Source organism: Terrabacter sp. 2RAF25 (genome assembly GCF_052115265.1).
GTDB lineage: Bacteria > Actinomycetota > Actinomycetes > Actinomycetales > Dermatophilaceae > Terrabacter.
Genome location: NZ_JBFRGJ010000002.1, coordinates 699877 through 722507, shown reverse-complemented (window position 1 = coordinate 722507; position 22631 = coordinate 699877). Strand labels below are relative to the sequence as shown.

Below are 22631 nucleotides of genomic sequence, written 5' to 3'. Positions count from 1 at the left end.
GAGGCCCGACCGTGCCTAGGCTGGCGGGATGGCGACCCTGCCGATCTTCCCGCTCTCCACGGTGCTCATGCCCGGGGCTCGACTGCCGCTGCAGATCTTCGAGCCGCGCTACGTGCAGCTGCTCCACGACCTGCTCGACGGCCAGGACGAGCGGCCGCCGGTCTTCGGGGTCGTCGCGATCCGCGAGGGCTACGAGGTCGGCGACGACGCGGTCACGGCGCTGCACCCCGTCGGGTGTGGTGCGCTGCTGACCCAGGCAGCCGCCCTTGAGGGGGAGCGCTTCTTCGTCGTCTCCGAGGGCACCGACCGCTTCCGCCTCGACGCCATCGACGACGCGGCCGGAACCCCGTACGCGACCGCCCGCGTCACCTGGCTTCCCGAGTCCGACGGCGACGGGAGCAAGGTCACGGCGCTCGCCGGCGTGCTTCGCGCCGAGCTCGCGACCTTCGCCGCCTCGCTCGGCAGGGAGCCCGAACCGGGCGAGCTGCCCCCCGACCCGCGCACGCTCGCGTATGCCGTGCCCGACAACGTCAGCCTCGACGTCGCCGACCGCCAGCGCCTGCTCGAGTGCGTGGACACCGAGTCGCGCCTGCGGCTGGGTCTGCAACTGGTGCGGCGCGAGAGCGAGTTCGCCTCGGCACTGGGCGCCGTCGCCCCACCCGCGGTTCCGCCCTTCAGCCTCAACTGACCTCGCCGGAAAGTGAGCACTCGACGAGAAGGGTGCATCGAGTGCGCAGTTCCCGACGGCCCCTCTCGGTCGAGTGCCCAGTTTCCGATGGGGCCACGGCCTGTTCAGGCGAGGGTGGCGACCATCTCGGCGACGACGACCCAGGTCGCCAGGGCGCATACGACGACGAAGGAGCCGTTCCAGAGGGCGCGCGGCAGGCGGGTCAGCGAGGCGAGGACGCCCGGGTCGCTGCCGCGGCTGCGGTCCTTGAGCACGGCCCCGAGATGACGCCAGGCCCCGACGAGGAGCACGACGCCGAGACCGACGAGGACCTGTGGCTGGAGGGCATCGTCGCGCCACCACCACAACGCCGCCGAGCTGACGATGGCCACGGTCATGACGACCACCGTGAGCGCGGAGCGCACCCGCACCAGGGCGAAGAGCAGGACGGCGAGACCGGCGGTGATCATCGGTGCCGACCAGCCGCGTCCGGCGGCCCAGACCATGGCGGCACCGAGCAGCGCCGGCACCGGGTAGCCGGCCCACGTCGACGCGACCCGGCCGGGACCGCGCACGGGACCGCGCGTGACGGCGTGCCCCGACATGTCGCCGCGCAGCACGAAGCCGGTGAACTGCCGTCCGACCAGCACTCCGACGACGGCGTGACCGAGCTCGTGCACCAGGGTCACGGCGAGACGCACGACCCGCCAGAGCGGCTCGACGACGATGAGCACCAGGGCGACGGCCAGCACGACGACGAGGCGCGGCGCGGCGAGTGCGACGTCGCCGGTGGCCGGGACCACCCGATCATGCACCGCCTCGAACCAGTTCACGAGCGCCGAACCTAGCCCACGCACGTGTGAGCGCCTGAGGCGGGCGCCGAGCGGGTACGGGCAGGCCACGTCGCCGACTCCCACCTGATCTCGGGGGGTGGACGGGTCTCTAGGCGACAGGACAGGTGGTTCACGGCAGCATGCAGGACATGGTTCAGGGGTCCGTGGTCGGCGTTGAGCGGCCGCCGGGTCGACATCGGGCGGAGACCAGCTGGAGTCGCAGGCTGTGGAGTCCGAGCTGGCTGGGGATCATGGCGGTCGCCCTTCTCGTGGTGGCACTCCCGGCCTGGCTGTGGCAGGCGCGACCGTTCGACTCGCGCCACGGTCTCGGGGCCGACGCACCACCCGCAGGCATCGGGGCGGCCCAGGCCCCCCTGGGCGCTCCCCCCGCCACGCCGGGTGGACGTGGCGGCTACACCTTCATGCGGATGCAGGCCGACGGCACCGAACCGGTCGCGTACGACCCGTGTCGCCCGATCCACTTCACCACGAGCACGGTCGGTCTGCCCGAAGGTGGTGACGCGCTCGTGCGCGAGGCGGTGGTGACGATGTCTGAGGCGAGCGGCCTGCGCTTCGTCGACGACGGCCTGACCGACGAGCCGCCGACGCCCGAGCGCGACCCCTACCAGCCCGACCGCTACGGCGACCGCTGGGCGCCGGTCTACATCTCGTTCGCGACGCCGGAACAGATTCCCCGACTCGCCGGCGGCACCATCGGTCTCGGCGGCAGCACGCCGCGCGCGGCCGGGGACGGGGTCCTCGTCTACGTCTCCGGGTCGGTGTGGCTCGACCGCGACGCGATGACCGGGCTGCTCCGCGACGGGCGCCGCGACTCGGCGCGCGCGGTCGTCGAGCACGAGATCGGTCACGTGATCGGGCTCAACCACGTCGCCGATGGCTCGCAGCTGATGTCCGAGTCGGGTGGTGCTGTCGAGGGGCCCGCCGACGGTGACCGCCGGGGCCTCGCGATCCTGGGTCGCGGGGCGTGCCGCCCCGACCTCTGAGCGGCACCGGGTGCACGCAGGCCAGCCGTGCGGGTCGTCAGCCGGGCAGCGCGTCGGGATGCCGACTGGTCAGCACCTCGAGCAGGAGCCGGTGCAGCGGCACCTCCACACCCGACTCGGCGGCGAGGCGCACGACCGCGCCAGTCCAGGCGTCCAGCTCTGACGGTCTGCCCTCGAGGAGGTCGCGCTGCAGCGACGTGGTGGCGTCGGCGGGCTGGTCGTCGACGAACGCCATCGTGCCGTCGACGACCTTCTCCGGGAGCCGTATGCCGCGGGCCCGGGCCAGCGCCTCGACCTCGCGCATCGCGTCGCGAAGCAGCTGGCGCCGGGCCGGTTTCGTGCGCAGCTCGCCCAAGGTCGCGGCGAGTGCTGCGCCAAGACCGCCGAAGGGCACGACGAAGAGCATCTTCGACCACAGCTCGGCCCAGATGTCGTCGGGCACCGGTGACACCGCGCCCGAGGCCGTGACGGCCTCACGGAGGCGCGACACCCGCTGCGAGGGAGCGCCGGGAGGAGCCTCCCACTCGTCGAAGGCCAGCGATGCCGGACCGCCGGCGTGGGTGATCCTCCCGGGACCGTCGATCACGGCGAAGATCTTGGCGATGCCCGGCAGCACGGCGCCGCGCCCGACGACGGCGGCGACCTGTCCGGGTGCCTCGACGCCGTTCTGAGTCGTGACCACCGCGGTGGCGGGGCCCACGAGCGAGGGCAGCTTCTCGAGCACCGGCGGCAGCTGCCACGTCTTGACCGCGAGCAGCACCACGTCGACCTCGCCGACCGTCGCCGGGTCGTCCGTGGCGCTCGCCGGGTTCACGGTGAAGTCGCCGGCGACGCTCGCCACCTGCAGGCCTCGCTCACGGATCGCCTGGAGATGTGGACCCCGCGCGACGAACGTGACGTCGTGACCGGACGCCGCCAGACGGCCGCCGAAGTACCCGCCGATCCCACCCGTGCCCAGCACCGCGATGCGCATGGCCGCACCTCCTCGTCCTCGGGCACGCATTCCAAGCCCTCGACGACATCATCGCGCCCGGCGCGGGTCCGGAGGTAGCGTCGCACTGGACCGTCTCGAGTCGCCCTGCCGAGACGCAGCCGGAGGAGGCCTCATGGAGCTCAACACCACGGTCAACGACGAGTCACGGGTCGTCGAGGTCGACGGCACCGAGGCGGCGGTCGACGTCGTGCGCGACCGGCTGGGGCTGACCGGCACGAAGCTCGTCTGCGGCAGCGGCGTGTGCGGGGCGTGCACGATGCTCGTCGACGGCGAGCCCGTGCTCGGCTGCCTCACCCCGGCGACCCGACTGCGCGACGCCGCGGTCACCACCGTCGAGGGCATCGCCCACGGAGAGAACCTGCACCCTGTGCAGCGGGCGTTCATGCATCACGACGGCCTCCAATGTGGTTACTGCACAACAGGATTCATCGTCGACGCTGTCGCCTTCCACGACAGGTGGCGCACCGACCACGGCACCGACGAGCCGGACCGTCAGACCATTGCCGACGCGCTGGCCGGGCACCTCTGTCGGTGCGGAGCCTATGAAGGCATCTTCCGCGCCGTGGCGGCAGCGTGCCGGGGTGAGCACGACGACGGCGCCGGCACGGTCGAGCGCGTCGATGCCCCGGCCAAGGTCACCGGCGCCGCCGTCTACACGACCGACGTCAGCCTCCCGGGCATGATGCATGCCGCGTTCTGCCGATCGGACGTCGCCGCAGGCATCGTCGGGCCGATCACGTTCCCTCCGGGCGTCGTCGGCGTCGACCTGCTCGCCCAAGAGGGCACCGGAGACCGCCGGGTGCGCTGGGCCGGGCAGCCGATCGCCGTGGTCGCGGCCGACTCGCCGGCAGAGGCGCGGCGGATCGCCCGCGAGCTCGAGGTCCGGGTGACCCCGCACCCGTTCGTCGTCGACCCCGAGGAGGCGGTCCGCCCGGGCGCTCCGCTCGTCTATGCGACCCGCGCCGACCGCAAGGCTGCGCCGAGCGCCGGCGAGGGCGGGTCGATGCCGGCGCCGTGGGACGGCAACCGACACGGCCCAGCGCGTACGCCGTTCCTCGGCACCGTGGCCAAACGGCGCATCGCGTCGGCGGGCTCGAGAGGACGAGGGGCCCCCGGCGGGAGCGGAGCGACCGGTCTCGTGGAGCTCGAGCTGCGCACCGGGGTTCAGGTGCACACCGCGTTCGAGCCGCACGCCTGTGTCGCCGACTGGACCGACCCGCAGCACCTGAGGGTGTGGCTCAGCACCCAGGGCGTCGACCTCATGCGCACCGAGATCGCCGGGCACTTCGACCTCGACCCGGCCGAGGTCGAAGTCGTGGCGGAGTATGTCGGAGGTGGGTTCGGGGCGAAGCTCAGCCTCACCATGGAGGCCGTCGGCGCCATCTCGCTCAGCCGCATCGCGCGTCGTCCGGTCAAGCTCGTCCTCGACCGGCACGAGGAGCTCACCGGAACCGGCAACCGCCCGGGCAGCCGCACTCGTGTCTCGCTCCTCGTCGACGACCGCTCACAGGCGGTCAAGGCCCTGACCGTGGACACGGAGAGCCACGCCGGCGTGGCGATCGGCAACAGCGTCGCGGCGCTCGCCATGCTGATGTACGACCGCACCCCCCGGCTGGCGCGCGATGTCGACGTCGTCACGAACGCTCCGCCTGGCGCTCCCTTCCGTGGCCCCGGCGGTCCGACGAGCGCTTGGGCGCTGGAGCAGACCGTCGACGAGGTCGCGCACCGCACCGGCCGTGACCCGATCGGGCTGCGGGCCCAGTGGGACGGCAACCAGAAGCGCCAGGCCCTCTACCGCTGGGCGACTGCCCTGCCCACCTGGCAGCAGCGGCCGGTGACCGGCAGCGGGTCGGGGCGGTTCCGGCGCGGCGTCGGGGTGGCGACGGGCAACTGGATCTACCTCGTCGACCCCGACTGCGAGGTCGTCGTGTCCGTCGCCGGCGGCCGGCTCGTCGCGTCGACCGCGAGTCAGGACATGGGCACGGGCAGCCGCACCGTCGTCGCTCGTGCCGTGGCCGGGATCTTCGGCGTCGAACCCACGGAGGTGGAGGTGCGGCTCGGGCGCTCGCACGCCGGGACGAGCCACGGCCCTGCCTCGGGCGGCAGCCGCACGACGGTCTCGCTGTGGTCGGCAGCCGTCGACGCCGCGACGACCCTGCGCGACCGGGTGGGTCGTGACCTCGCAGCCGTCCCCGACGGTGCCTCCGCCTCGGCGAAGCGCGGCGGCGACCGCGGCGTGCGCGCCGTGCCGATCACCATGAACGGCATCCAGATCGGGCGTGGTTTCTCGGCAGCTGTGCACGTCAGCGAGGTCGAGGTCGACACCCGCACCGGCAAGACTCGCGTGCTGCGCGTCCACGGTGGCATCGCCGTCGGACGCATCCACGCCCCGGTGCTCGCCCGCAGCCAGTGCGAGGGCTCGATCATCCAGGGCATCGGCCTCGCCCTCTACGAGAACCAGGTGCTCGACCCGCACACCGGGCTCACGCTGACCGCCAACCTCGAGGACTACCGCATCCCGCAGCTCGGCGACACCCCGGAGATCGACATCCACTTCCACGAGGACGGCTGGGACCGCGTGCCCGGCGGTGGCGTGGGTCTCGGCGAGGTGGCGACGATCAGCCCGGCCGCCTCGGTGGGCAACGCGATCTTCAACGCGACCGGCTGGCGCCCCCTGAGCCTCCCCGTCCGCCCGGACCGGGTGCTCGAAGGCCTCCGTGCGGGGGTGGCGCGATGAGCGTCACGATCCTCACGGCATACGACGAGCGGCCCGACGGCACAGGCGACTTCGTCTACCGGGCCGGCGGCACCGACCTGCAGGAACGGTTGCGCACGAGCGGCGCGACACCGCACGTGCTCGACCTCACCGGCATACGCGGGTTCGCGGGTATCGAGCGTGGCGGCAGCGGCACCACCATCGGCGCCGGCACCACGGTCGCGACCGTCGCGCGCGAGCTCGCCGACGACTACCCGGCGCTCGCGCTGACCGCGGCCGGCCTCGCCACCCCGCAGGTGCGGGCGATGGCGACCATCGGCGGCAACCTGCTCCAGCGCACGCGATGCTGGTACTTCCGACACCCGCACACCTCGTGCTTCAAGTCGGGCGGCGACAGCTGTCCGGCACGCGACGGACGCCACCTCTACGGCAACGTCTTCGACACCGCGCCGTGCGTCCACCCGCACCCGTCGTCCCTCGCGATGGCCCTGCTCACGTATGCCGCCACCGTCGACACGACGCAGCGTGACGGTCTCGCGGTCGGTGACCTCCTCGGCGACGGGTCCGACCCGACCCGCGACCACCTGCTCGCCGACGACGAGGTGCTGACCCGGGTCGTGCTGCCGGCGCCGGTGCCTGGCGAGCGAGCGGCGTACTTCCGTGCCATCAGCCGCTTCGAGGCGGAGTGGCCGCTCGTCGAGGCTGTCTGTCGAGTCGTGCGCGACGGTGACGGCCGGGTCTCGGAGTGCGGGCTTGCCATCGGTGGCGTCGCGCCGACTCCCCTGCGGCTCAAGGCTGTCGAGGGCCTCCTCGTCGGTTCGGCCCTGGACGACGCCGCGATCACGGCCGCAGCGACGGCAGCGTCGGAGGGCGCTCACCCTCTGCCCGAGACCGGGTACAAGGTGGAGCTCGTCGAGGGCGTCGTGCGCGAGGTGCTGGAGCGCGTCTCCACGTGAGGGTGGTCGTCGTCTCCGACACGCACAGCCCGCGGCGGTGGAAGGGCTGCCCGCCCGCGCTGCAGCCCGAGCTCGAGCGCGCCGACGTGATCCTGCACGCCGGCGACGTGTGCACGCCCGACGTGCTCGACCTGCTGGCGACCCACGCGCCGGTCCACGTGGTCATGGGCAACAACGACGTCCCCGAGGTCGCCGAGTGGGGTGCGCCCAAGACGCTCGAGATCGAGCTGGGCGGTGTGAGGGTCGGGATGATCCACGACAGTGGCCAGAAGCAAGGGCGGGTGGCTCGGCTGCGGAACGTGTTCCCCACGGCCGACCTGGTCGTCTTCGGGCACTCGCACATCCCGCTCGACGAGACGGGTGACGGCCTTCGCATCCTCAACCCCGGCTCGCCCACCGACCGCCGGCGTCAGCCTGCCGGGACCTACGCCGTGCTGGACCTGCGCGACGGCGACATCGTCGACGCCCGCATCCACGAGCTGGCCCGCTGATACCCCGCCACCATCGAGTGCCCACTTTCCTGCGTCGGAAAGTGGCACTCGACGAGGGGATGCGGCGAACGACGTCGGGAAGTGGGCACTCGACTTGGTGGGCGTGGGGAAGTAGGCACTCGATGAGAGAGGGGTGGGGGTCACCAGCCCCAGGAGCCGGGGATCCCCTTGAAGGGCCCGACGACGCGGTCGGTGACCCACCCGCCGTAGAAGCCGCCCTCCTGCGGGCGTACCCGCTCTCCGTCGACGCGGCACTCGTCGACGAGGCCGGGCATGACGGCCACGTGACCGAGCAGGACGGCATACGCGGGCACGGGGTCCGGATAGTGCCAAGCGGCGCGGGCTGCGCGTCGACCACCCCTGACGACGTCGAAGTAGGACGCCTGCCCCTTCCACTCGCAGCGCGTGTGGCCCTCGACGGGCACGAGCGAGCCGTGGGCGAAGGCGTCGCGCGGCAGGTAGTAGGTAGGAGGGTGGCTCGTCTCCAGCAGCCGCAGGGCCGAGCGGGTCGATGCGACGACCTCGCCGCCGAGCACGACCTCGACCAGCTCGCCGGTGGGCTCGACGGCAGGCGGTCGCGGGTAGTCCCAGACGGACTCCTGCCCGGGCCCGGGAGTCAGCGGGACGGGTCGGCTCATGTCGCGGCCCCGCAGATCTCCTCGAGTCCGGTCACCAGTCGGTCGACGTCATCGGCGTTCGTGTAGGGCGCGAGGCCCATCCGCAGCCCACCCGCGGAGCCGAGCCCGAGGTGGTGGCTGCACTCCCACGCGTAGAAGCTGCCCGCCGGCGCGTTGACGCCGCGGTCGGCCAGCTTCGCCCGCAGGTCCTGCGGGTCGTGGCCCTCCACGGTGACGAGCAGCGTGGGCGTGCGGCGCTTCGCGTTGCTGTATGCCGTCAGGCCCGGGATCGCACGCAGCCGCGCCTCCAGCCCGGCGAGGAGGGCGTCCTCGTGCTGCTCGAGCGCGGCGAAGGAGGTGACAAGCCGCTCGCGGCGCGAGGCCGAGGTGTCGGGCTGCGCCAGGTCGGCGAGGAAGTCGACGGCGGCGGTCGTGCCCGCGAGCAGCTCGTAGGGCAGGGTGCCGAGCTCGAAACGCTCGGGCACGGCGTCGGACGACGGCACGAGCTTGGCCGGGCGCAGGGTCTCCAGCAGGGCGGGCGAGGCGGCGAGCACGCCGAGGTGCGGCCCGAGGAACTTGTAGGGCGAGCACACCCAGAAGTCGGCGCCGCTGGCGGAGACGTCGGTGCTCACGTGGGCCGTGGCGTGCACCCCGTCGACCCAGAGCAGGGCGCCCGCCTCGTGTGCCACGTCGGCGATGGCGGGCAGGTCGGGGCGGGTGCCGATGAGGTTCGAGGCAGCGGTGACGGCGACGAGCCTGGTGCGCTCGTTCACGACGGCGTGGACCGCGCCAGGATCGAGCTCACCTGTCGCCGTGTCGAATTCGACCCACCGGACCGTGGCACCCCTCGCCTCGGCAGCCAGCACCCACGGGCGCACGTTCGCGTCGTGGTCGAGCCGGCTGACGACGACCTCGTCGCCGGGGCCCCAGTCCTGCGAGATCGTCCGGGCGAGGTGGAAGGTCAGCTCGGTCGCCGAGCGGCCGAACACGACGCCGGTCGGGTCCACGGCCAGCAGGTCACCCATCGCGGCCCGCGCGGCGAGGACGATACGGTCGGCGCGGCGCTCCGCTGCGGACACGGTGCCGCGGTTCGAGATGGCCGACGTCAGCGTCTCGACGACGGCGGTGGCCACGGAGTCGGGCACCTGCGACCCTCCGGGGCCGTCGAAGTGGGCCGCGCCCTCGCGCAGCGCCGGGAAGTGCCAGCGGATGCGGTCGACGTCGTACGCCGCGGGCGGGCGAGGCTTCGGTGCCGAGAGCTGCCATGCGCACCATCCTCGCCCATCCCCTGCACGTTCCCTCGCCGGATGTCGTCAGGGCTCGACAGGAACGGTCGTTCGGCCCCGGGCGCGCCCTGGTCGTCCTACCGTCGGAGGCGGGGTGGTCGCAGCTGTCACACCGTCCTGCCCTGCAACGTGAGGGGTGCCCCGTGGCCCGTCCTCTCCTCCTCGTCGTGGACCCAGACCTCGACGCGCTCGCCCGCACCGAGGGCGAGCTCGCCCGCCGCTTCGGTGCGGACTTCCGCGTGCGCGGCGAGTCCGACAGCGCCGTGGCGCTCGAGCAGCTCCGGCTGGCGGCCGAGCGCCGTGACCCGGTGGCGCTCGTCCTCGCCGACCCGTGGCTGCCGGGAATCAGCGGGGCCGAGCTGCTCCGCGAGGTGCGGACCCTGCACCCCGACGCCGCCCGCACCCTCCTGGTGCCGTGGGGCGCCTGGGCCGACCGGCGTACGGCCGACGAGATCCTGCGCGGTATGTCGCACGGTGACATCAACTACTACGTGCTCGAGCCGTGGAGCTCGCCCGACGAGCTGTTCTGTCGCACCGTCTCCGAGTTCGTGCAGGTCTGGTCACGCACGGTCGAGAACCGACGGCGTGAGGTCGTGGTCGTGGGTGGCGCCCGCGACCCCCGCGGCCACGCCGTGCGAAGCCTGTTGACCCGCAACGGGATTCCCCACGCGTACCTCGACCGCGGCTCACCCGAGGGGGTGGCCGTGCTCCAGTCCATCGAGGCACCGGACCCGACGCGCGACGAGGGCCCGCTCGTCATCTGGCTCGCGGCGCTCGGCGGGCGCGTGCTGCTCGACCCGACCGACGTCGAGATCTGTCGGGCCTGGGGCATCGGCACCGACCTCAGCGGTGGCGAAGACGGCACGGACGAGGTCCGTGACGTCGACCTGCTCGTCGTCGGGGCCGGTCCGGCGGGTCTCGCGGCCGCCGTCTACGGCTCGTCGGAGGGCCTGTCGGTCCTGTGTGTCGAGGAGCACGCGCTCGGCGGCCAGGCCGGCACGAGCTCGCTCATCCGCAACTACCTCGGCTTCTCGCGCGGCCTCTCGGGGGCCGAGCTCGCGCAACGCGGCTTCCAGCAGGCGTGGGTCTTCGGCGCGCGCTTCGTGCTGACCAGGCGAGTGACCGCGCTCGAGCCGGACGGCGGTCGCGACGCCCCTGGCGGCGTCCCCCGGTTCCGGGCCACGATCTCGGACGTCGGCGAGCTGCGCGCCCGCGCCCTGCTGCTCGCCACCGGTGTTGCCTACCGGCGGCTGGGCGTGCCCGCGCTCGAGGCGCTGTCCGGGTCGGGGGTCTACTACGGCGCCAACGTCTCCGAGGCCCACGGGCTCGCCGGCGCCCACACCGTCATCGTCGGTGGGGGCAACTCGGCCGGGCAGGCTGCCCTGCACCTGCAGCGGTATGCCGCCGACGTCACCCTCGTGATCCGCACGCCCGACCTGAGCTCGACGATGTCGCGCTACCTCATCGACGAGATCGAGGCCTCGCCGACGATCACGGTCGTGCCGGATGCAGAGGTCGTCGGCGGCAGCGGTGAGGGCTGGCTCTCCGAGGTGGTCATCGCCGACCGCACCTCCGGTGAGCGGCGTGCCCTGCTGGCCGACGGCCTCTTCGTCATGATCGGCGCGCAGCCGCACACGTCGTGGCTGCCCGACTCCGTCGTGCGCGACCGATGGGGCTTCCTGCCGACCGGCGCCGAGGTGCGCGAGCCTGGGGCGTGGCCGCTCGAGCGGCCGCCCTTCGCGCACGAGACGTCGCTGCCCGGCCTCTTCGCCGTCGGTGACGTGCGCGCAGGGTCGGTCAAGCGTGTCGCCTCGGCGGTGGGCGAGGGCTCGGTCGTGGTGTCGGAGGTGCACCAGTACCTCGCCCTGACGGAGGCCGAGGGCCGTGGCTGAGCAGGCCGCCGGCGGTCGCCGCGACCCGACCTCGACCGGGACGGGCGACGCAGGCGCGCGGTCCCGGCGCTGTGTCGTCCTGGGCGCCGCCGTCCTCGCGCTGCCGCTCGTCGGTCTCGGCGTGCTGCGGACCTCGGAGGGGCTCGACCACCAGTGGCAGCACGACTCGACGCACTTCTGGCTGGTGCTCGGCGCGGCCGTGCTCAGCGCGGTGACGGCATACGGCACGGGGGCTGCGGCGGTGCGTCGCGGCGACATGCGTGTCATGTACGTCTCGCTCGCCTTCCTCTCGTCGGCCGGCTTCCTCGGCCTGCACGCGCTCGCGACGCCGCACATGCTCCTCGAGACCGCGTCGGCCGGCTTCAACGTCGCCACCCCGGTCGGGATCGCCGTCGGCTCCCTCTTCGCGGTCGCGTCGGTGCGCGACGTCGACGCCGAGCGGGCTGCCGCTGCGATGCGGCGGGCGCGGCGGCTGCGCGTCGTCCTTCTGGTCGGCATGGTCGCGTGGGGAGCCTTGTCGCTGTTGCGACTTCCGCCGTTCGGCGCGGGGCCGGGCCTTGCGCCGACAGCGCCGGTGATGGTCGCGGTGGCCGTCGTCGCGGTCGTGCTCTACGCGGTCGCGGCGGTCACCTACGTACGCCTGTGGGGACGGCGCGGGGGCCTGCTCCCTGCCGCGATGGCGGCGTCGATGGTGCTGCTCGCCGAGGCCATGGTCGCCATCGTGCTAGCCCCCAACTGGCGCTACTCGTGGTGGGAGTGGCACGTGCTGATGCTCGTGGCGTTCGTCCTCGTCGCGTGGGGGGCGCAGCAGTCGTGGCACGAGGAGCGCTACGCCGACCTATACACGGCCGACACGCTCGCCGGGCGTCGGGAGATGACGATCCTGTTCGCCGACCTCAAGGGCTTCACGACCTTCTCCGAGGCGCACGACCCGGCGGAGGTGACCGACATGCTCAACGCGTACTTCTCCGTCGCGATCCCGGCCGTCGTCCGGCGGCACGGAGGCACGGTCGACCGCCTCATCGGCGACGCGATCATGGCGACCTTCAACCGGCTCGGTGACCAGCCTGACCACGCCCTTCGTGCAGCGCAGGCAGGGCTGGACCTGCAACGGGAGACGTCGCGCATCGCCGACGGGCACCCCGGGTGGCCGCGGTTCCGGGTCGGGATCAACAGCGGCGAGGTGGTCGTGAGCGTGCTCGGCGGGCAGGGCGGCCGCACGCACACCGTCATCGGGGATGCCGTCAACGTCGCCTCGCGCATCGAGGGACAGGCGCCGGTCGGTGGTGTCGCCGTCACCGCGGACACGCTGGCCCAGCTGCCCGGCGCGGTCGTGGAGTCGCTCGGGCCGCTCGACCTCAAGGGCAAGGGCGAGCGCGTCGAGGCCTTCGTCCTGCGCGAGCTCGCCGACGGGGCCTCGTGACCCGTCCGCGGCTCAGGAGGCGACGACGGGGATCGTCCTCGTGGCGAGCACCTTGCCCGTGGCCCAGTGCGTGAAGTCGACATTGAGCAGGAAGGTGCCCTTGTAGGGCGGGTGCACGAGCAGGTCGTAGCGCTCGGCCGCGCCGAAGGCGATGGCATCGGTGCGCAGCGGGTGGCCCGTGTCGCGCACCGGCGGGCTGGGCAGGCCGGGACGTGAGGTGTCGCGGAAGGCCCGACCGTCGTGCGCGATGAGCTCTGCCATCTCGACGGGCTTGCCCGAGGTGTCGGTGAAGCGGGCCCGGCTGGGGAAGTAGTTCGCGTTGAGCATCCGGAAGAGCGTGGGGTGCCCGGTGCTCGGCAGGTTGGCCCGCAGCTGCTTCGGGGCCAGCACGTCGGTGGTCGTGCGGGGGCCGTTGAGCAGTCCGCCGACGACGTAGAAGAACGTCGGCTCGAAGCGGTTGAGGCCGACGTCCTCGCCGGACAGCCCGGCGGCGTGGTCGAACGTGTGCCACCTCGGGTCGAGGGCGTACGGGACGAGCAGCGTCTCGGTGGCGATGTCGTAGAGCGGCCCGTCGATGAACGACCTGCGGGCGCCCGGTGCCAGCGGGAAGTCCGGGTGCACGATGGGGTCGACGATGAGCGGGCCGAACATGCCCATCTGCACGTGCAGCACCGTGTTGACGTGGCAGTGGTAGAAGTACAGCCCCGAGGCGCCGTTGTTGGGGTCGGCCGGGACGCCGAGGTCGGGCCGCCACTGGTAGGTGTAGCTGCCGCTCACCTCGAAGGAGGTGTGTCCGACGCCGTCGTTGCGCGGGTCGGGCTCCATGCCGTGGTGGTGGATCGTGTGCACGCGCTTCGAGGGCTGGAGGGTGACGTGCACCATGTCACCCTCGGTGACCCTGATCAGTGGCGCGGGGAAGCGCCGGCCGGACGTGTCGTCCTCGAACCCCCACATCTCGTGCTGGGTCCCGTCGGGGAAGACCAGGCCACGGTTGAAGAACTTGCGCAGGAACGTCTTGGTCGGCGTCTCGCGGAAGAGCGTCGTCGGGCTGCCCTCGTGCGGCTGGTTCGACGCGAAGGCGGCCTGGCTCGCGAACGTCTGGTGCGTGTGCGCCACCCGGGGCCCGGGTGCGGCGAGCGTCCAGTGCGCCACGAGCCCGCCGGGGTAGAGACCGCCGGCCGCGGTCTGCGAGGGTTCGGCGTGACAGTGCATCGGGTACTCCCAGTCCTCGGACCGGGCTGCCCACGTGCGGTCGGGGGCCTCCGGCGGCCGCCGTATCGGGAGCATGACCTCCTTGCGCTCCATCTGGTCGAGCTCGACGACGTCCTCCCACTGCTGCAGCTCGGCGTGGCCCTCGACGTCGACGCGTCCGGCGGCCCGCGGGAAGTCGGCGCCGTTGCGGCGCAGCGTCCACACGTGGTTGCCGTGGAAGTGCATCTGGTGCACGACCGCCCCGACGTTCACGAGGCGGATCAGCTGACCGGTGCCGACGGTGGGACCGGCCTGTCCGGCGTTGAAGGCGCGCACGTCGAACTCGCGGGTCGAGCCCGACGGCAGCGTCTCCTCGAGCGTCCGCACCGAGTCGGCGGCATCGGTCGAGACGGCGAGCGAGCGGAACCCGCTGCGGTCGTTGAGCATGAAGTAGCGCGGCACCGGGGGCGTGGCCACCGGGTCTATGACCTGTCCGGCCCGAGCCCGGGCGCCCCACACGGGGTCGACGTCCTGGCAGAGCCAGACCCACTGGCGCTCGAACTCGGCGACCCCGGCGGAGAGCTGCCACCGCTGGGCGGGGTCGACGACGACGAGGACCCCGTGCAGGCCGAGGATGCGCTCGACGCTGCCGCTGCCGGGGTCGTGGTAGACGTACGTCCCAGCAGCCGGGGCGGCGAAGGTCAGCGTCGCGGTGGCACCCGGGGCGATCGGCCCGGTGTCGGCGACGCCGTCGATGCGCAGCTGGTGCGGCCGGGTGAGCCGGTTGGTCACCCGCAGGCGCACCGTGGCCCCGACCTCCGCGACGATCGTGCGCTCGGGGAAGAAGCTCGCCCAGAACGAGCGCCGGATCAGGTACTCGCCGGGCAGACGCGGGTGCGGGGCCAGCGGGTCTGGCCGGCCCTCCTGCGGCAGGGTGGCGCCGAGCGGATAGCTGCGGCTGGCGACGAGCCGACCGTCCGCGAGGAAGACCTGCGGGCTGATGCGCAGGCTGGGCCGGGTCGCGGCGAGGTCGGTCGGCGTGGCCCCGAAGCCCCGCATGTAGACCAGGCTGTCGTCGACCATGCGGACGAGGCCCTCGTTGACGTAGAGGTCGAGAACTCCCGGAGTCGCCACGGCCGCCTGGCCGGCGCTCGCCTCGGCCCCGAGCAGCCCGGCAGCGGCGACCGCCGTGACGCCCCCTGTCGCGGCGAGCACCCCGCGGCGCGTGGCGCTCATGAGACCGCCCCGTTCCCGACGCCGCCGAGCCGGATCGTGCCGGCGGCGAGGGCATCGGCGAACTCGAGGCCGAGGCCGAGGCCGACGGGCGGGACGAGGTAGTCGATGCGGATCCGGGCCGTCTCACCGGCCTGGACCGGGCCGGCATCACGGTCCGCCCCGTAGAGGCTGACCGTCATGGTTCCCCCGGCCACCCGCAGGCGGAACTGGCCGGGAGAGAGCTCGATCGGGCCCTGCGTCCCGTTGTGCACGCTGACGTCGACCGACATGGCGTCGGTCCAGGCACCGTGCACGGCGCTGGGCACCAGCTCGTCGCCCCCGGCGACCTGAGCGGCGCCGTGCACGTGGTCTGCCTGGTGGTCGGCTTGGTGGTCGGCCTGGTGGTCGGCCTGGTGGTCGGCCGAGGCGCTGAGTGACCGGCGGGACCACCCGAGCAGGGCGACCGTGCCGAACGAGGTCCACTCGCCGTCTCCACGGCTCGGCGCCCTCGCCCCGTCCCGGCTTAGCAGCACACCGCCTCCCACGGCGGCCACCCCTGTGGCCCCCGCTCCCAGCAGCATCCGTCGACGGGTCAGCTCCATGACGTCCTCCTCAGGGCGAGGTCAGTGCCATCGTCCGTCGCAGAACTTGAAGAAACCTTTAGCCGGGTTGAAGTATCCGTGTTTGCCGCGATTGTCGTGCACCCGGCTCTCGATTGGAAGCCGGGCCGGAGTGTTCGCTCGACCGGTCAGGCGGTGACGCTCCCCTGCTCGAAGAGTCGCGGGATGCGGTGGTTCGCGACGATCCGGTCGTCAGGGTCGTACGCCGAGCGGATCCCTTTGAGCTGCAACCAGGCCGAGTCGCCGTAACCAGTTCGCGCCTCCACCTCGTTCTCGGCGAAGTTGAGGTAGCTGCGTCCCGTCGACCAGGGCTCGAGCGACCCGGTCAGCTGACGTGCGTCGAGCTGTCCCTGCGCCGCCATCTCCGGCGTCGCCGCGATGGCGCACGCGAAGATTGCGTATGCCGCATCGACCGTCGCGAGGGCGCCGTGACCCTCCGGGGCACGACCCAGGGCGCCGCCGAGCTGGCGCAGCTCGGTCATGAGCAGCGAGGTCGTCGAGCCCGGGCCGACCTGCTCGAGCAGGGTGTCGATGGCGTTGTCGGCGAGCTCGCCGACGAGCGTGCCGTCCGACACCGCGGGCGTCGGGCCCTCGGGGTCCATGTGCAGCCGGGTCAGCGAGCGGGCCGGCACCCGGTCGAAGGTGTCGATCTCGGGCCCGAGCCCGCGCAGCAGGGCGAGGGTCGAGCGCGCCTCGGCGTCACAGCCCAGCACGGCACCGTCGATGACGACGAGGGAGCGGCCGCGCAGCGGGGCGGGGACGTCGGGAAACGGCGGCACGTTGAGGAACCGGAAGGCCGTGGTCACGGCGTCGGGTGCCTCGGGAGCCCAGTCGGCCCAGCGGCGCAGCACGCGCTCGGCGTGCTCGCGGTCCCAGACCAGCATGCCGGCGTATGCCGTCTCGATCGGGTAGAGGCGGAACTCGAGGGCAGTGACGACGCCGAAGTTGCCGCCCCCGCCGCGCAGTGCCCAGAAGAGCTCGCGGTTCTCGGTGGCGTCGGCGCGCACGTGCTCACCGTCGGCGAGGACGAGCTCGACCGCGGTGAGGCTGTTCGTGGCGAGGCCGAGCTTGCGGGCGTACCAGCCGATGCCGCCGCCGAGGCTGTAGCCGGCGATGCCGACGTCGGGCGAGCTGCCGTGCAGGGCGGCCAGACCACGGTCGGCAGCGGGCTCGGTGGCGTCGAGCCAGATGGCCCCGCCCTCGACACGGGCGATGCGCCGGGTCGCGTCGATGCTCACGCCGCGCATCTGCTCGGTGCGCACGACGACGACGTCCTCCAGGCCCTGGGCCACGAGCGGCCCGGCGTTGTGGCCGGTGCTCTGAGGTGCGATGCGCAGCCCGGCGGCTGCTGCGGCGCGCACGACGGCCTGCACGTCCGAGACGGTGCGGGGTCGAGCGACCGCCGCCGGTCGCTGGTCGACCGCGACGTTCCACGGCAAGCGGGCCGCGTCGTAGCCGGGGTCGCCGGGGAGGTGGACGTCACCGTCGCAGAGTCCGGCGAGGCTCGTGGCCTGTCGGGCGGTGGGGGTGAGGATGGTCGTCATCTGTGGGTCTCCTGTTCGGGGTCGCCCGGTGGTGGGCGCGAGTGTTCAGAGACCCGAGCGGGCGCCCAGATACATCGAGCGTGAAAGGTCCGTTTCGTCCCGGCGATGCTGTGCTGCAGACGAATCCGCCACTGAACACGCAACCCGGCGGTGCTGCCTCCGCGCTGGCGGCAGGTCCGGGTGCATGCTGGGTGCGTGGACGACGTGACGACATACCCGGCCCGTGACCTGCTGCTCGACGGATTCGGCCGCATCCGCGACGGCGTGCCGGAGGTCGTCGACGGACTCTCCGCCGAGGAGCTGCTCTGGCGCCCCGACCGCGACGCGAACCACATCGCCTGGCTCGTCTGGCACCTCGCCCGGCAGCAGGACGACCAGGTCGCGCACCTGGCCGGCGCCGACGCGTCGGTCTGGACGGGTGACGGCTGGGTGGAGCGCTTCGGCCTGCCCTACCCGCCCGACGCCCACGGCTGGAGCATGAGCTCGGCCGACGTCGGCCGTTTCACCGTCGCCGACGCACGCCTCTTCGCCGCCTACCAGGGGGCGGTTCACGAGCGCACGGTCGCCTACGTCGAGGGGCTGGAGGCGACGGCATACGCCAGGGTGATCGACCGGCACTGGGACCCGCCCGTCACTGTCGGCGTGCGCATCGTGTCGGTGCTCGACGACGCGGCCAAGCACCTCGGTCAGGCCGAGTACGTACGCGGTCTCGTCCAGCGCCGTCGCTGACGTCCGCGTCGGCCCGGAACACCCGGCCCTTGAGCACCACGGGTCCCGCTGGTCACTGCGGTCTGTGACGGGTGGGGTCGTCGGGGGTCGCCGAGGCCGCCGGTGAGCAGGTGGCGTGCAACTCCCGGCAAGCACGCCCCGACCACAGGTTGACGTGTCACCATGGAGGTGATGACCACCCCTGTCCTGAATGTCCCTGCCGCCGTCGCGCCAGCCGCCGACGGCGTCACTGCGCGTTCGGGGCGTTCGGGGCGTTCGGGCCGCACGCACCGCCGGGCCGACGCGCTCGGACACGAGGCGACCCGTCGCCGGCGCCTCGCGCTCATCGCCCGCGGCCGGCGTGCCCGCCTTGCCGCGACCGTGGTCGTCGTCTTCGCGCTCGCCGGCGTCAACGTCGCGAACCACGTGCTCGGCTGGGACACGATGTGGCTCGGGCCGGTGGGCGCGGTCGCGCTGCTCGTCTTCGCGCGCTGGCAGGGCCTCAGCTGGCAGCAGCTCGGCCTGGCCCGGCACACCCACGCCCGTGGCATCCGCTGGGGCCTCGGCGTCATCGGCGTCGTCGCGCTCGTCTACCTCGTCGGCATCCTGCTGCCGTCCACACGCACGGCCTTCATGGACGCCCGCTACCACCTGCCCCCGGCCGGGGCCCTGCTGACGGCGTTCGTCATGATCCCGGTCGGCACGATCCTGCTCGAGGAGGTCGCCTTCCGCTCCGTGCTGTGGGGCTTCCTGTCGCGGCACGCTCGCATGTGGCAGGTGCTCGTCGCCTCGTCGGTGCTCTTCGGCTTCTGGCACGTCTTCCCGGCCATGGCCTCGGCCACCGGCAACGAGGCCATCGGCAGCGCCGTCGCCGTACTCGGCCCGTTCGCCAAGGTGGCCGTCGTCGGGGGAACCGTCGTGTTCACCGCCCTCGGTGGTGTGCTCGCCGGTGAGCTGCGCCGTCGCAGCGGCAGCATCTTCGCCAGCGTCGGCATGCACTGGGCCACGAACTCCCTCGGTGTCCTCTTCGGCGTGCTCGCCTGGCGACTCGCCGCCTGACCGGTGCCAGCCGACGCCGGCCGGCGCGACGTCCGCTCGAGACCGGCCTCCGGGCCGGCGCTCGGTGGCTGCCAGACTGACGGCATGGACGGCCTGACGATCCGCGCCGCGCGGCCCGAGGACTACGTGCGGCTCGGCGACCTGACCGCGTCGGCCTACCTCGACGACGGCCTGCTCGACCACGGCGCCGAGGACCCCTACCTCGAGGTGCTGCGGGACGTGCGGCACCGTGCCGAGCACTCCGACGTGCTCGTCGCGGTGGACGCGGACGGTGCCGTGCTCGGCGGCGTGGCCTTCGTCGGCGGGCCCGGGCCCTTCGCCAACATCGCGGGCGAGGGCGAGGCTGAGTTCCGCACCCTGGCCGTCGCGTCGGCGGGCCGCGGCCGCGGCGTGGGGGCCGCCCTCGTGCGTGAGTGCATCGACCGGTCCCGCGCCCTGGGGCGCGAGCGGGTCGTCCTCTCGACGCAGCCGATGATGCACGCCGCGCACCGCCTCTACGAGCGGTTCGGCTTCGTGCGGGTGCCCGAGCGCGACTGGTCGCCGGTCCCGGGCACCGCGCTGCTCGTCTACGCGCTCGACCTCGCCCGCGCCTGAGCCGCCACCCGCGACTGGGCGATGAGGCCACGCACCGCGGCGACGATCGTCGGGTCGAGCTCGACGTGCGCCTCGAGCAGGTCGAGCAGCGTCTGCGCCGCGAGGGCGTTGCGCTCGTAGCCCGGCACGAGGTCGGCCAGTGGCAGCAGGTCTGGTGCGAAACGCCGCTCGACACCGCGGTCGACGACGAACACGTCCTGCGCCTCGCCGGTCCCCAGGCCGAGGTGGCCGAGCACGGTGACCCAGCGGTCGACGGCATACCCCTGGATGAAACGGGTCGCCGTCAGGCGCTCACCACGCAGGTCGCGGTGCAGCCCGACGTAGAGGTTCGTGATCGCCTCGCCCACCTGGTGCTCGAGCGAATCGGGCTGAGGCACTCGAACTTTCGGCACCTCGAGTCCTGAAGGCGCATCATCGCGACTCCAGTGGATGCGGCCGGGCGGGTAGCCGGCCGCGTCCATCTCGGCGAGGGAGAAGACGGCGTACTCCGCGAAGAGGCCGTCCTCGAGCAGCGCCTTGCGGCCGGCGCCGCTGTTCTCGAACGACCACACGACCGGCTGAGCCGCCTCGAGCCAGTCGATGTCGGCGAGATAGCGGTCCCGGGCGGCTGCGTCGTCGACGACCACGAAGAAGTCCGCGTCCGAGTGCTCGTCGAGACGGTGCAGGTCGCGCCCGACCGAGCCGAGGCCGAGCAGGGCCACGGCGTCGCCGCGCCCGGCGAGCACGGTGCCGAGGCGGTCGAGGAAGGCGAGCAGGCGCTCGGGCACGGAGGACCCGCTGGGTGGGGTGGGCTGGGGGTTGCTCGACGGCATACGTCGTCTCCTTGTCGGGGCTGAGGTGGAGTCGACGTTTCAGCCCGCCCGAGAGGTTCGTCGGGGTCGCGACATGTGGCAGCGTATGCCGCGTGGCGCGTCGCTGAGAAGGGCGCCGTCTCGGATCCAGAGGCAACGGAACGGCGTGTCACCCTGATGGCCGTGGCAGGCTGGAACGGTGCCCGTGACCATCGACGACGTGCGCCGAGTCGCCGAGCAGCTGCCGCGCTCCTACGAGGTGCTCGTCCGCGACCGCGTGAAGTTCCGGGTCGGCAAGATCGTGTGGCTCGCGTTCTCCGCCGACGAGACCGAGATGGGCTTCGCGTTCCCCAAGGAGGAGCGCGACGTGCTCGTCGCGAGCGAGCCCGACGTGTTCCACCTGCCGCGGCGCTCTGACCTGCGCTTCAACTGGGTGGAGGTGCGCCTCGACGCCCTCGACGAGCCCCGGATGCGCGAGATCGTCGTCGACGCGTGGCGCATGGTCGTGCCCAAGACCGTGGCACTGGCCCGGGCGGACTGACCGACTCGCGCGACCCCTCGACGCGACCCCTCGACGCGACCCCTCGACGCTAGGAGACCTGCATGAGCACCACTCCCGCCGGCCCGCTCCTCACCGACCGCGAGCGCGCGGAGGTCGAGGCCGCCAACGCGAGCGGACGGCTGCCCGTCGTCTTCGTCCACGGCCTGTGGCTGCTGCCGAGCAGCTGGGACACGTGGCGCGCCCACTTCGAGTCGCTCGGCTACGCCACCCTCGCCCCGGGTTGGCCCGACGACCCCGAGACCGTCGACGCCGCCCGTGCCCATCCGGAGGTCTTCGCCGGCAAGACCGTCGGCCAGGTCACCGACCACGTTGCCGACGTCATCCGCCTGCTCGACCGCGAGCCGGTCGTCATCGGGCACTCCTTCGGAGGTCTGATCACCCAGAAGCTCGCCGGGCTCGGGCTCGCTCGCGCTGCCGTCGCCGTCGACCCGGCGCCGTTCCGGGGCGTGCTGCCGCTGCCGCTCTCGGCGCTGCGGGCGAGCGCACCCGTCCTCACCAACCCGGGCAACTACAACCGGTCGGTGTCGCTGACGTTCGACCAGTTCCGCTACGCGTTCGCCAACGCCGTCCCGGCAGAGGAGGCCGCCGACCTCTACCGCACGTATCCCGTTGCAGCGCCGGGTCGTCCGCTGTTCCAGGCTGCGACCGCCAACATCAACCCGCGCACCGAGGCGAGCGTCGACACCCGCCGCGCCGACCGCGGCCCGCTCCTCGTCATCAGCGGTGAGAAGGACCACATCGTGCCCTGGGCGATTGCCCACGCGTCCTACAAGCTCCAGCTGAAGAACCCGAGCCCCACCGAGATCATCGAGATCCCCGACCGCGGCCACTCGCTCGTCGTCGACAGCGGCTGGCGCGAGGTCGCCGACGCCTCGACGGCCTTCCTCGGCCGGCACGGGGCCGGCCCGGACGCCGCACCACCGGCCTCGAGCGCGACCTAGCCGATGCGGTAGGCGGTCGACGTGCGCGGACCGCGTTCGGCCGCGCCTCTCTCGATGCAGAACTCGTTGCCCTCCGGGTCGGCGAGGGTCACCCAGCCGGTGCCGTCGTCCTCGCGGTGGTCACCGGTCACGGTCGCGCCCGCCGCCACCGCCCGCTCGACCGCTTCGTCGCGAGTGCCCTCGTCGGGCGCGACGTCGAGGTGCACCCGGTTCTTGGCCGTCTTGCCCTCGGGCACGGGGATGAACAGCAGGCCCGTGCCCGAGTTCGGGTACGACGGCGCGACGACGACCTCGGGGTCATCGTCATAGAAGACGTTCCAGCCCAGCAGGCCGGCCCAGAAGGTCGCCAGACCGCGGGCGTGGGCGCAGTCGAACGTGATGTTGTGGATCTCGAGTGCCATGGGCCGAGCGTCGTCCCGCCGGTCCTCGGGCGCAAGCGGATTGCGTATGCCGTGAGCCCGTGAGCCGTGCCGCGCCAAGTCATCGCGGAGGCTGGGCGGCGGCACAGGAGGTGCACAGGGGTGGTC

Annotated in this window: 21 protein-coding genes; 12 read left to right on the top strand and 9 right to left on the bottom strand. The window is 72.8% G+C overall.

The window, feature by feature from the left end; genetic code table 11:
- Window positions 1-28 precede the first annotated feature (28 nt).
- Window positions 29-688, top strand: coding sequence for an LON peptidase substrate-binding domain-containing protein (locus AB4091_RS06615; protein WP_442290935.1), 660 nt, complete (start codon window positions 29-31; stop codon window positions 686-688).
- A 104-nt stretch (window positions 689-792) separates the two neighbouring features.
- Here AB4091_RS06615 and AB4091_RS06610 read toward each other — a convergent pair whose 3' ends face one another.
- Window positions 793-1500, bottom strand: coding sequence for a M50 family metallopeptidase (locus AB4091_RS06610; RefSeq protein ID WP_442290934.1), 708 nt, complete (start codon window positions 1498-1500; stop codon window positions 793-795).
- 251 nt (window positions 1501-1751) lie between these two features.
- On the opposite strand from AB4091_RS06610, the gene AB4091_RS06605 reads away from it, so the two are divergent.
- Entirely contained in the window at window positions 1752-2504 is a 753-nt protein-coding gene (locus AB4091_RS06605; RefSeq protein WP_442290933.1) for a matrixin family metalloprotease, read from the top strand.
- Window positions 2505-2541: 37 nt separating this feature from the next.
- Here AB4091_RS06605 and AB4091_RS06600 read toward each other — a convergent pair whose 3' ends face one another.
- Window positions 2542-3477, bottom strand: coding sequence for a 2-dehydropantoate 2-reductase (locus AB4091_RS06600; RefSeq protein ID WP_442290932.1), 936 nt, complete (start codon window positions 3475-3477; stop codon window positions 2542-2544).
- A 133-nt stretch (window positions 3478-3610) separates the two neighbouring features.
- Between AB4091_RS06600 and AB4091_RS06595 the strand changes: the two genes are divergently transcribed.
- From AB4091_RS06595 to AB4091_RS06585, 3 genes are read left to right on the top strand one after another with little or no spacing between them, the layout of a single operon-like run.
- Window positions 3611-6235, top strand: a complete 2625-nt coding sequence (locus AB4091_RS06595; protein ID WP_442290931.1) for a molybdopterin-dependent oxidoreductase — start codon at window positions 3611-3613, stop codon at window positions 6233-6235.
- Window positions 6232-7170 carry an FAD binding domain-containing protein gene (locus AB4091_RS06590; RefSeq protein WP_442290930.1) on the top strand — a complete coding sequence of 313 codons (939 nt, stop codon included), beginning with the start codon at window positions 6232-6234 and terminating at the stop codon, window positions 7168-7170. The genes AB4091_RS06595 and AB4091_RS06590 overlap by 4 nt, the downstream gene beginning before the upstream one ends.
- The gene (locus AB4091_RS06585; RefSeq protein WP_442290929.1) at window positions 7167-7661 is read left to right on the top strand and encodes a metallophosphoesterase family protein; all 495 of its coding nucleotides are present in this window, start codon (window positions 7167-7169) and stop codon (window positions 7659-7661) included. The genes AB4091_RS06590 and AB4091_RS06585 overlap by 4 nt, the downstream gene beginning before the upstream one ends.
- A 140-nt stretch (window positions 7662-7801) precedes the next feature.
- Here the strand turns inward: AB4091_RS06585 and AB4091_RS06580 are convergent, their stop codons facing one another.
- Complete coding sequence (locus tag AB4091_RS06580; RefSeq protein ID WP_442290928.1) at window positions 7802-8299, bottom strand: DUF427 domain-containing protein; 498 nt, start codon at window positions 8297-8299, stop codon at window positions 7802-7804.
- On the bottom strand, window positions 8296-9489 hold the full coding sequence (locus tag AB4091_RS06575) for a cysteine desulfurase-like protein (protein WP_442291396.1): 1194 nt from the start codon (window positions 9487-9489) through the stop codon (window positions 8296-8298). The genes AB4091_RS06580 and AB4091_RS06575 overlap by 4 nt, the downstream gene beginning before the upstream one ends.
- Before the next feature lie 218 nt (window positions 9490-9707).
- On the opposite strand from AB4091_RS06575, the gene AB4091_RS06570 reads away from it, so the two are divergent.
- Both AB4091_RS06570 and AB4091_RS06565 read left to right on the top strand, forming a co-directional pair.
- A complete protein-coding gene (locus AB4091_RS06570; protein ID WP_442290927.1) occupies window positions 9708-11456 on the top strand; it encodes an FAD-dependent oxidoreductase in 1749 nt (582 codons plus the stop codon).
- Window positions 11449-12879, top strand: coding sequence for an adenylate/guanylate cyclase domain-containing protein (locus tag AB4091_RS06565; protein ID WP_442290926.1), 1431 nt, complete (start codon window positions 11449-11451; stop codon window positions 12877-12879). Before AB4091_RS06570 ends, AB4091_RS06565 begins: the two co-directional genes overlap by 8 nt.
- 12 nt (window positions 12880-12891) lie before the next feature.
- Here AB4091_RS06565 and AB4091_RS06560 read toward each other — a convergent pair whose 3' ends face one another.
- The 3 genes from AB4091_RS06560 to AB4091_RS06550 form a co-directional block, all read right to left on the bottom strand.
- A complete protein-coding gene (locus AB4091_RS06560; RefSeq protein ID WP_442290925.1) occupies window positions 12892-15306 on the bottom strand; it encodes a multicopper oxidase domain-containing protein in 2415 nt (804 codons plus the stop codon).
- Window positions 15303-15887, bottom strand: coding sequence for a hypothetical protein (locus AB4091_RS06555; protein ID WP_442290924.1), 585 nt, complete (start codon window positions 15885-15887; stop codon window positions 15303-15305). The genes AB4091_RS06560 and AB4091_RS06555 overlap by 4 nt, the downstream gene beginning before the upstream one ends.
- A gap of 146 nt (window positions 15888-16033) precedes the next feature.
- On the bottom strand, window positions 16034-17449 hold the full coding sequence (locus tag AB4091_RS06550) for an FAD-binding oxidoreductase (protein ID WP_442290923.1): 1416 nt from the start codon (window positions 17447-17449) through the stop codon (window positions 16034-16036).
- Between the two features lie 195 nt (window positions 17450-17644).
- On the opposite strand from AB4091_RS06550, the gene AB4091_RS06545 reads away from it, so the two are divergent.
- The 3 genes from AB4091_RS06545 to AB4091_RS06535 all read left to right on the top strand — a co-directional run bounded on the left by AB4091_RS06545 (window position 17645) and on the right by AB4091_RS06535 (window position 19810).
- The gene (locus AB4091_RS06545) at window positions 17645-18178 is read left to right on the top strand and encodes a mycothiol transferase (protein ID WP_442290922.1); all 534 of its coding nucleotides are present in this window, start codon (window positions 17645-17647) and stop codon (window positions 18176-18178) included.
- A 171-nt stretch (window positions 18179-18349) separates the two neighbouring features.
- Complete coding sequence (locus tag AB4091_RS06540; protein WP_442290921.1) at window positions 18350-19216, top strand: CPBP family intramembrane glutamic endopeptidase; 867 nt, start codon at window positions 18350-18352, stop codon at window positions 19214-19216.
- Between the two features lie 84 nt (window positions 19217-19300).
- Entirely contained in the window at window positions 19301-19810 is a 510-nt protein-coding gene (locus AB4091_RS06535; protein ID WP_442290920.1) for a GNAT family N-acetyltransferase, read from the top strand.
- Here the strand turns inward: AB4091_RS06535 and AB4091_RS06530 are convergent.
- Window positions 19783-20622 carry a hypothetical protein gene (locus tag AB4091_RS06530; RefSeq protein ID WP_442290919.1) on the bottom strand — a complete coding sequence of 280 codons (840 nt, stop codon included), beginning with the start codon at window positions 20620-20622 and terminating at the stop codon, window positions 19783-19785. The two genes, AB4091_RS06535 and AB4091_RS06530, sit on opposite strands and share 28 nt — an antisense overlap.
- 178 nt (window positions 20623-20800) lie before the next feature.
- Between AB4091_RS06530 and AB4091_RS06525 the strand changes: the two genes are divergently transcribed.
- Together AB4091_RS06525 and AB4091_RS06520 are read left to right on the top strand one after the other, a co-directional pair.
- On the top strand, window positions 20801-21142 hold the full coding sequence (locus AB4091_RS06525) for an MmcQ/YjbR family DNA-binding protein (protein WP_442290918.1): 342 nt from the start codon (window positions 20801-20803) through the stop codon (window positions 21140-21142).
- A gap of 62 nt (window positions 21143-21204) precedes the next feature.
- Window positions 21205-22104, top strand: a complete 900-nt coding sequence (locus AB4091_RS06520) for an alpha/beta hydrolase (protein WP_442290917.1) — start codon at window positions 21205-21207, stop codon at window positions 22102-22104.
- On the opposite strand, the gene AB4091_RS06515 is transcribed toward AB4091_RS06520, so the two are convergent.
- A complete protein-coding gene (locus AB4091_RS06515; RefSeq protein ID WP_442290916.1) occupies window positions 22101-22505 on the bottom strand; it encodes a VOC family protein in 405 nt (134 codons plus the stop codon). The genes AB4091_RS06520 and AB4091_RS06515 overlap by 4 nt on opposite strands.
- Window positions 22506-22631: the final 126 nt, after the last annotated feature.

Bases quoted from the DNA above. Each gene is read 5' to 3' on its own strand.
- AB4091_RS06580 (WP_442290928.1), bottom strand. From the start codon at position 8,299: ATGAGCCGACCCGTCCCGCTGACTCCCGGGCCCGGGCAGGAGTCCGTC.
- AB4091_RS06590 (WP_442290930.1), top strand. From the start codon at position 6,232: ATGAGCGTCACGATCCTCACGGCATACGACGAGCGGCCCGACGGCACA.
- AB4091_RS06535 (WP_442290920.1), top strand. From the start codon at position 19,301: ATGGACGGCCTGACGATCCGCGCCGCGCGGCCCGAGGACTACGTGCGG.
- AB4091_RS06595 (WP_442290931.1), top strand. From the start codon at position 3,611: ATGGAGCTCAACACCACGGTCAACGACGAGTCACGGGTCGTCGAGGTC.
- AB4091_RS06550 (WP_442290923.1), bottom strand. From the start codon at position 17,449: ATGACGACCATCCTCACCCCCACCGCCCGACAGGCCACGAGCCTCGCC.
- AB4091_RS06605 (WP_442290933.1), top strand. From the start codon at position 1,752: ATGGCGGTCGCCCTTCTCGTGGTGGCACTCCCGGCCTGGCTGTGGCAG.
- AB4091_RS06555 (WP_442290924.1), bottom strand. From the start codon at position 15,887: ATGGAGCTGACCCGTCGACGGATGCTGCTGGGAGCGGGGGCCACAGGG.
- AB4091_RS06530 (WP_442290919.1), bottom strand. From the start codon at position 20,622: ATGCCGTCGAGCAACCCCCAGCCCACCCCACCCAGCGGGTCCTCCGTG.
- AB4091_RS06515 (WP_442290916.1), bottom strand. From the start codon at position 22,505: ATGGCACTCGAGATCCACAACATCACGTTCGACTGCGCCCACGCCCGC.
- AB4091_RS06600 (WP_442290932.1), bottom strand. From the start codon at position 3,477: ATGCGCATCGCGGTGCTGGGCACGGGTGGGATCGGCGGGTACTTCGGC.
- AB4091_RS06615 (WP_442290935.1), top strand. From the start codon at position 29: ATGGCGACCCTGCCGATCTTCCCGCTCTCCACGGTGCTCATGCCCGGG.
- AB4091_RS06520 (WP_442290917.1), top strand. From the start codon at position 21,205: ATGAGCACCACTCCCGCCGGCCCGCTCCTCACCGACCGCGAGCGCGCG.
- AB4091_RS06560 (WP_442290925.1), bottom strand. From the start codon at position 15,306: ATGAGCGCCACGCGCCGCGGGGTGCTCGCCGCGACAGGGGGCGTCACG.
- AB4091_RS06540 (WP_442290921.1), top strand. From the start codon at position 18,350: ATGACCACCCCTGTCCTGAATGTCCCTGCCGCCGTCGCGCCAGCCGCC.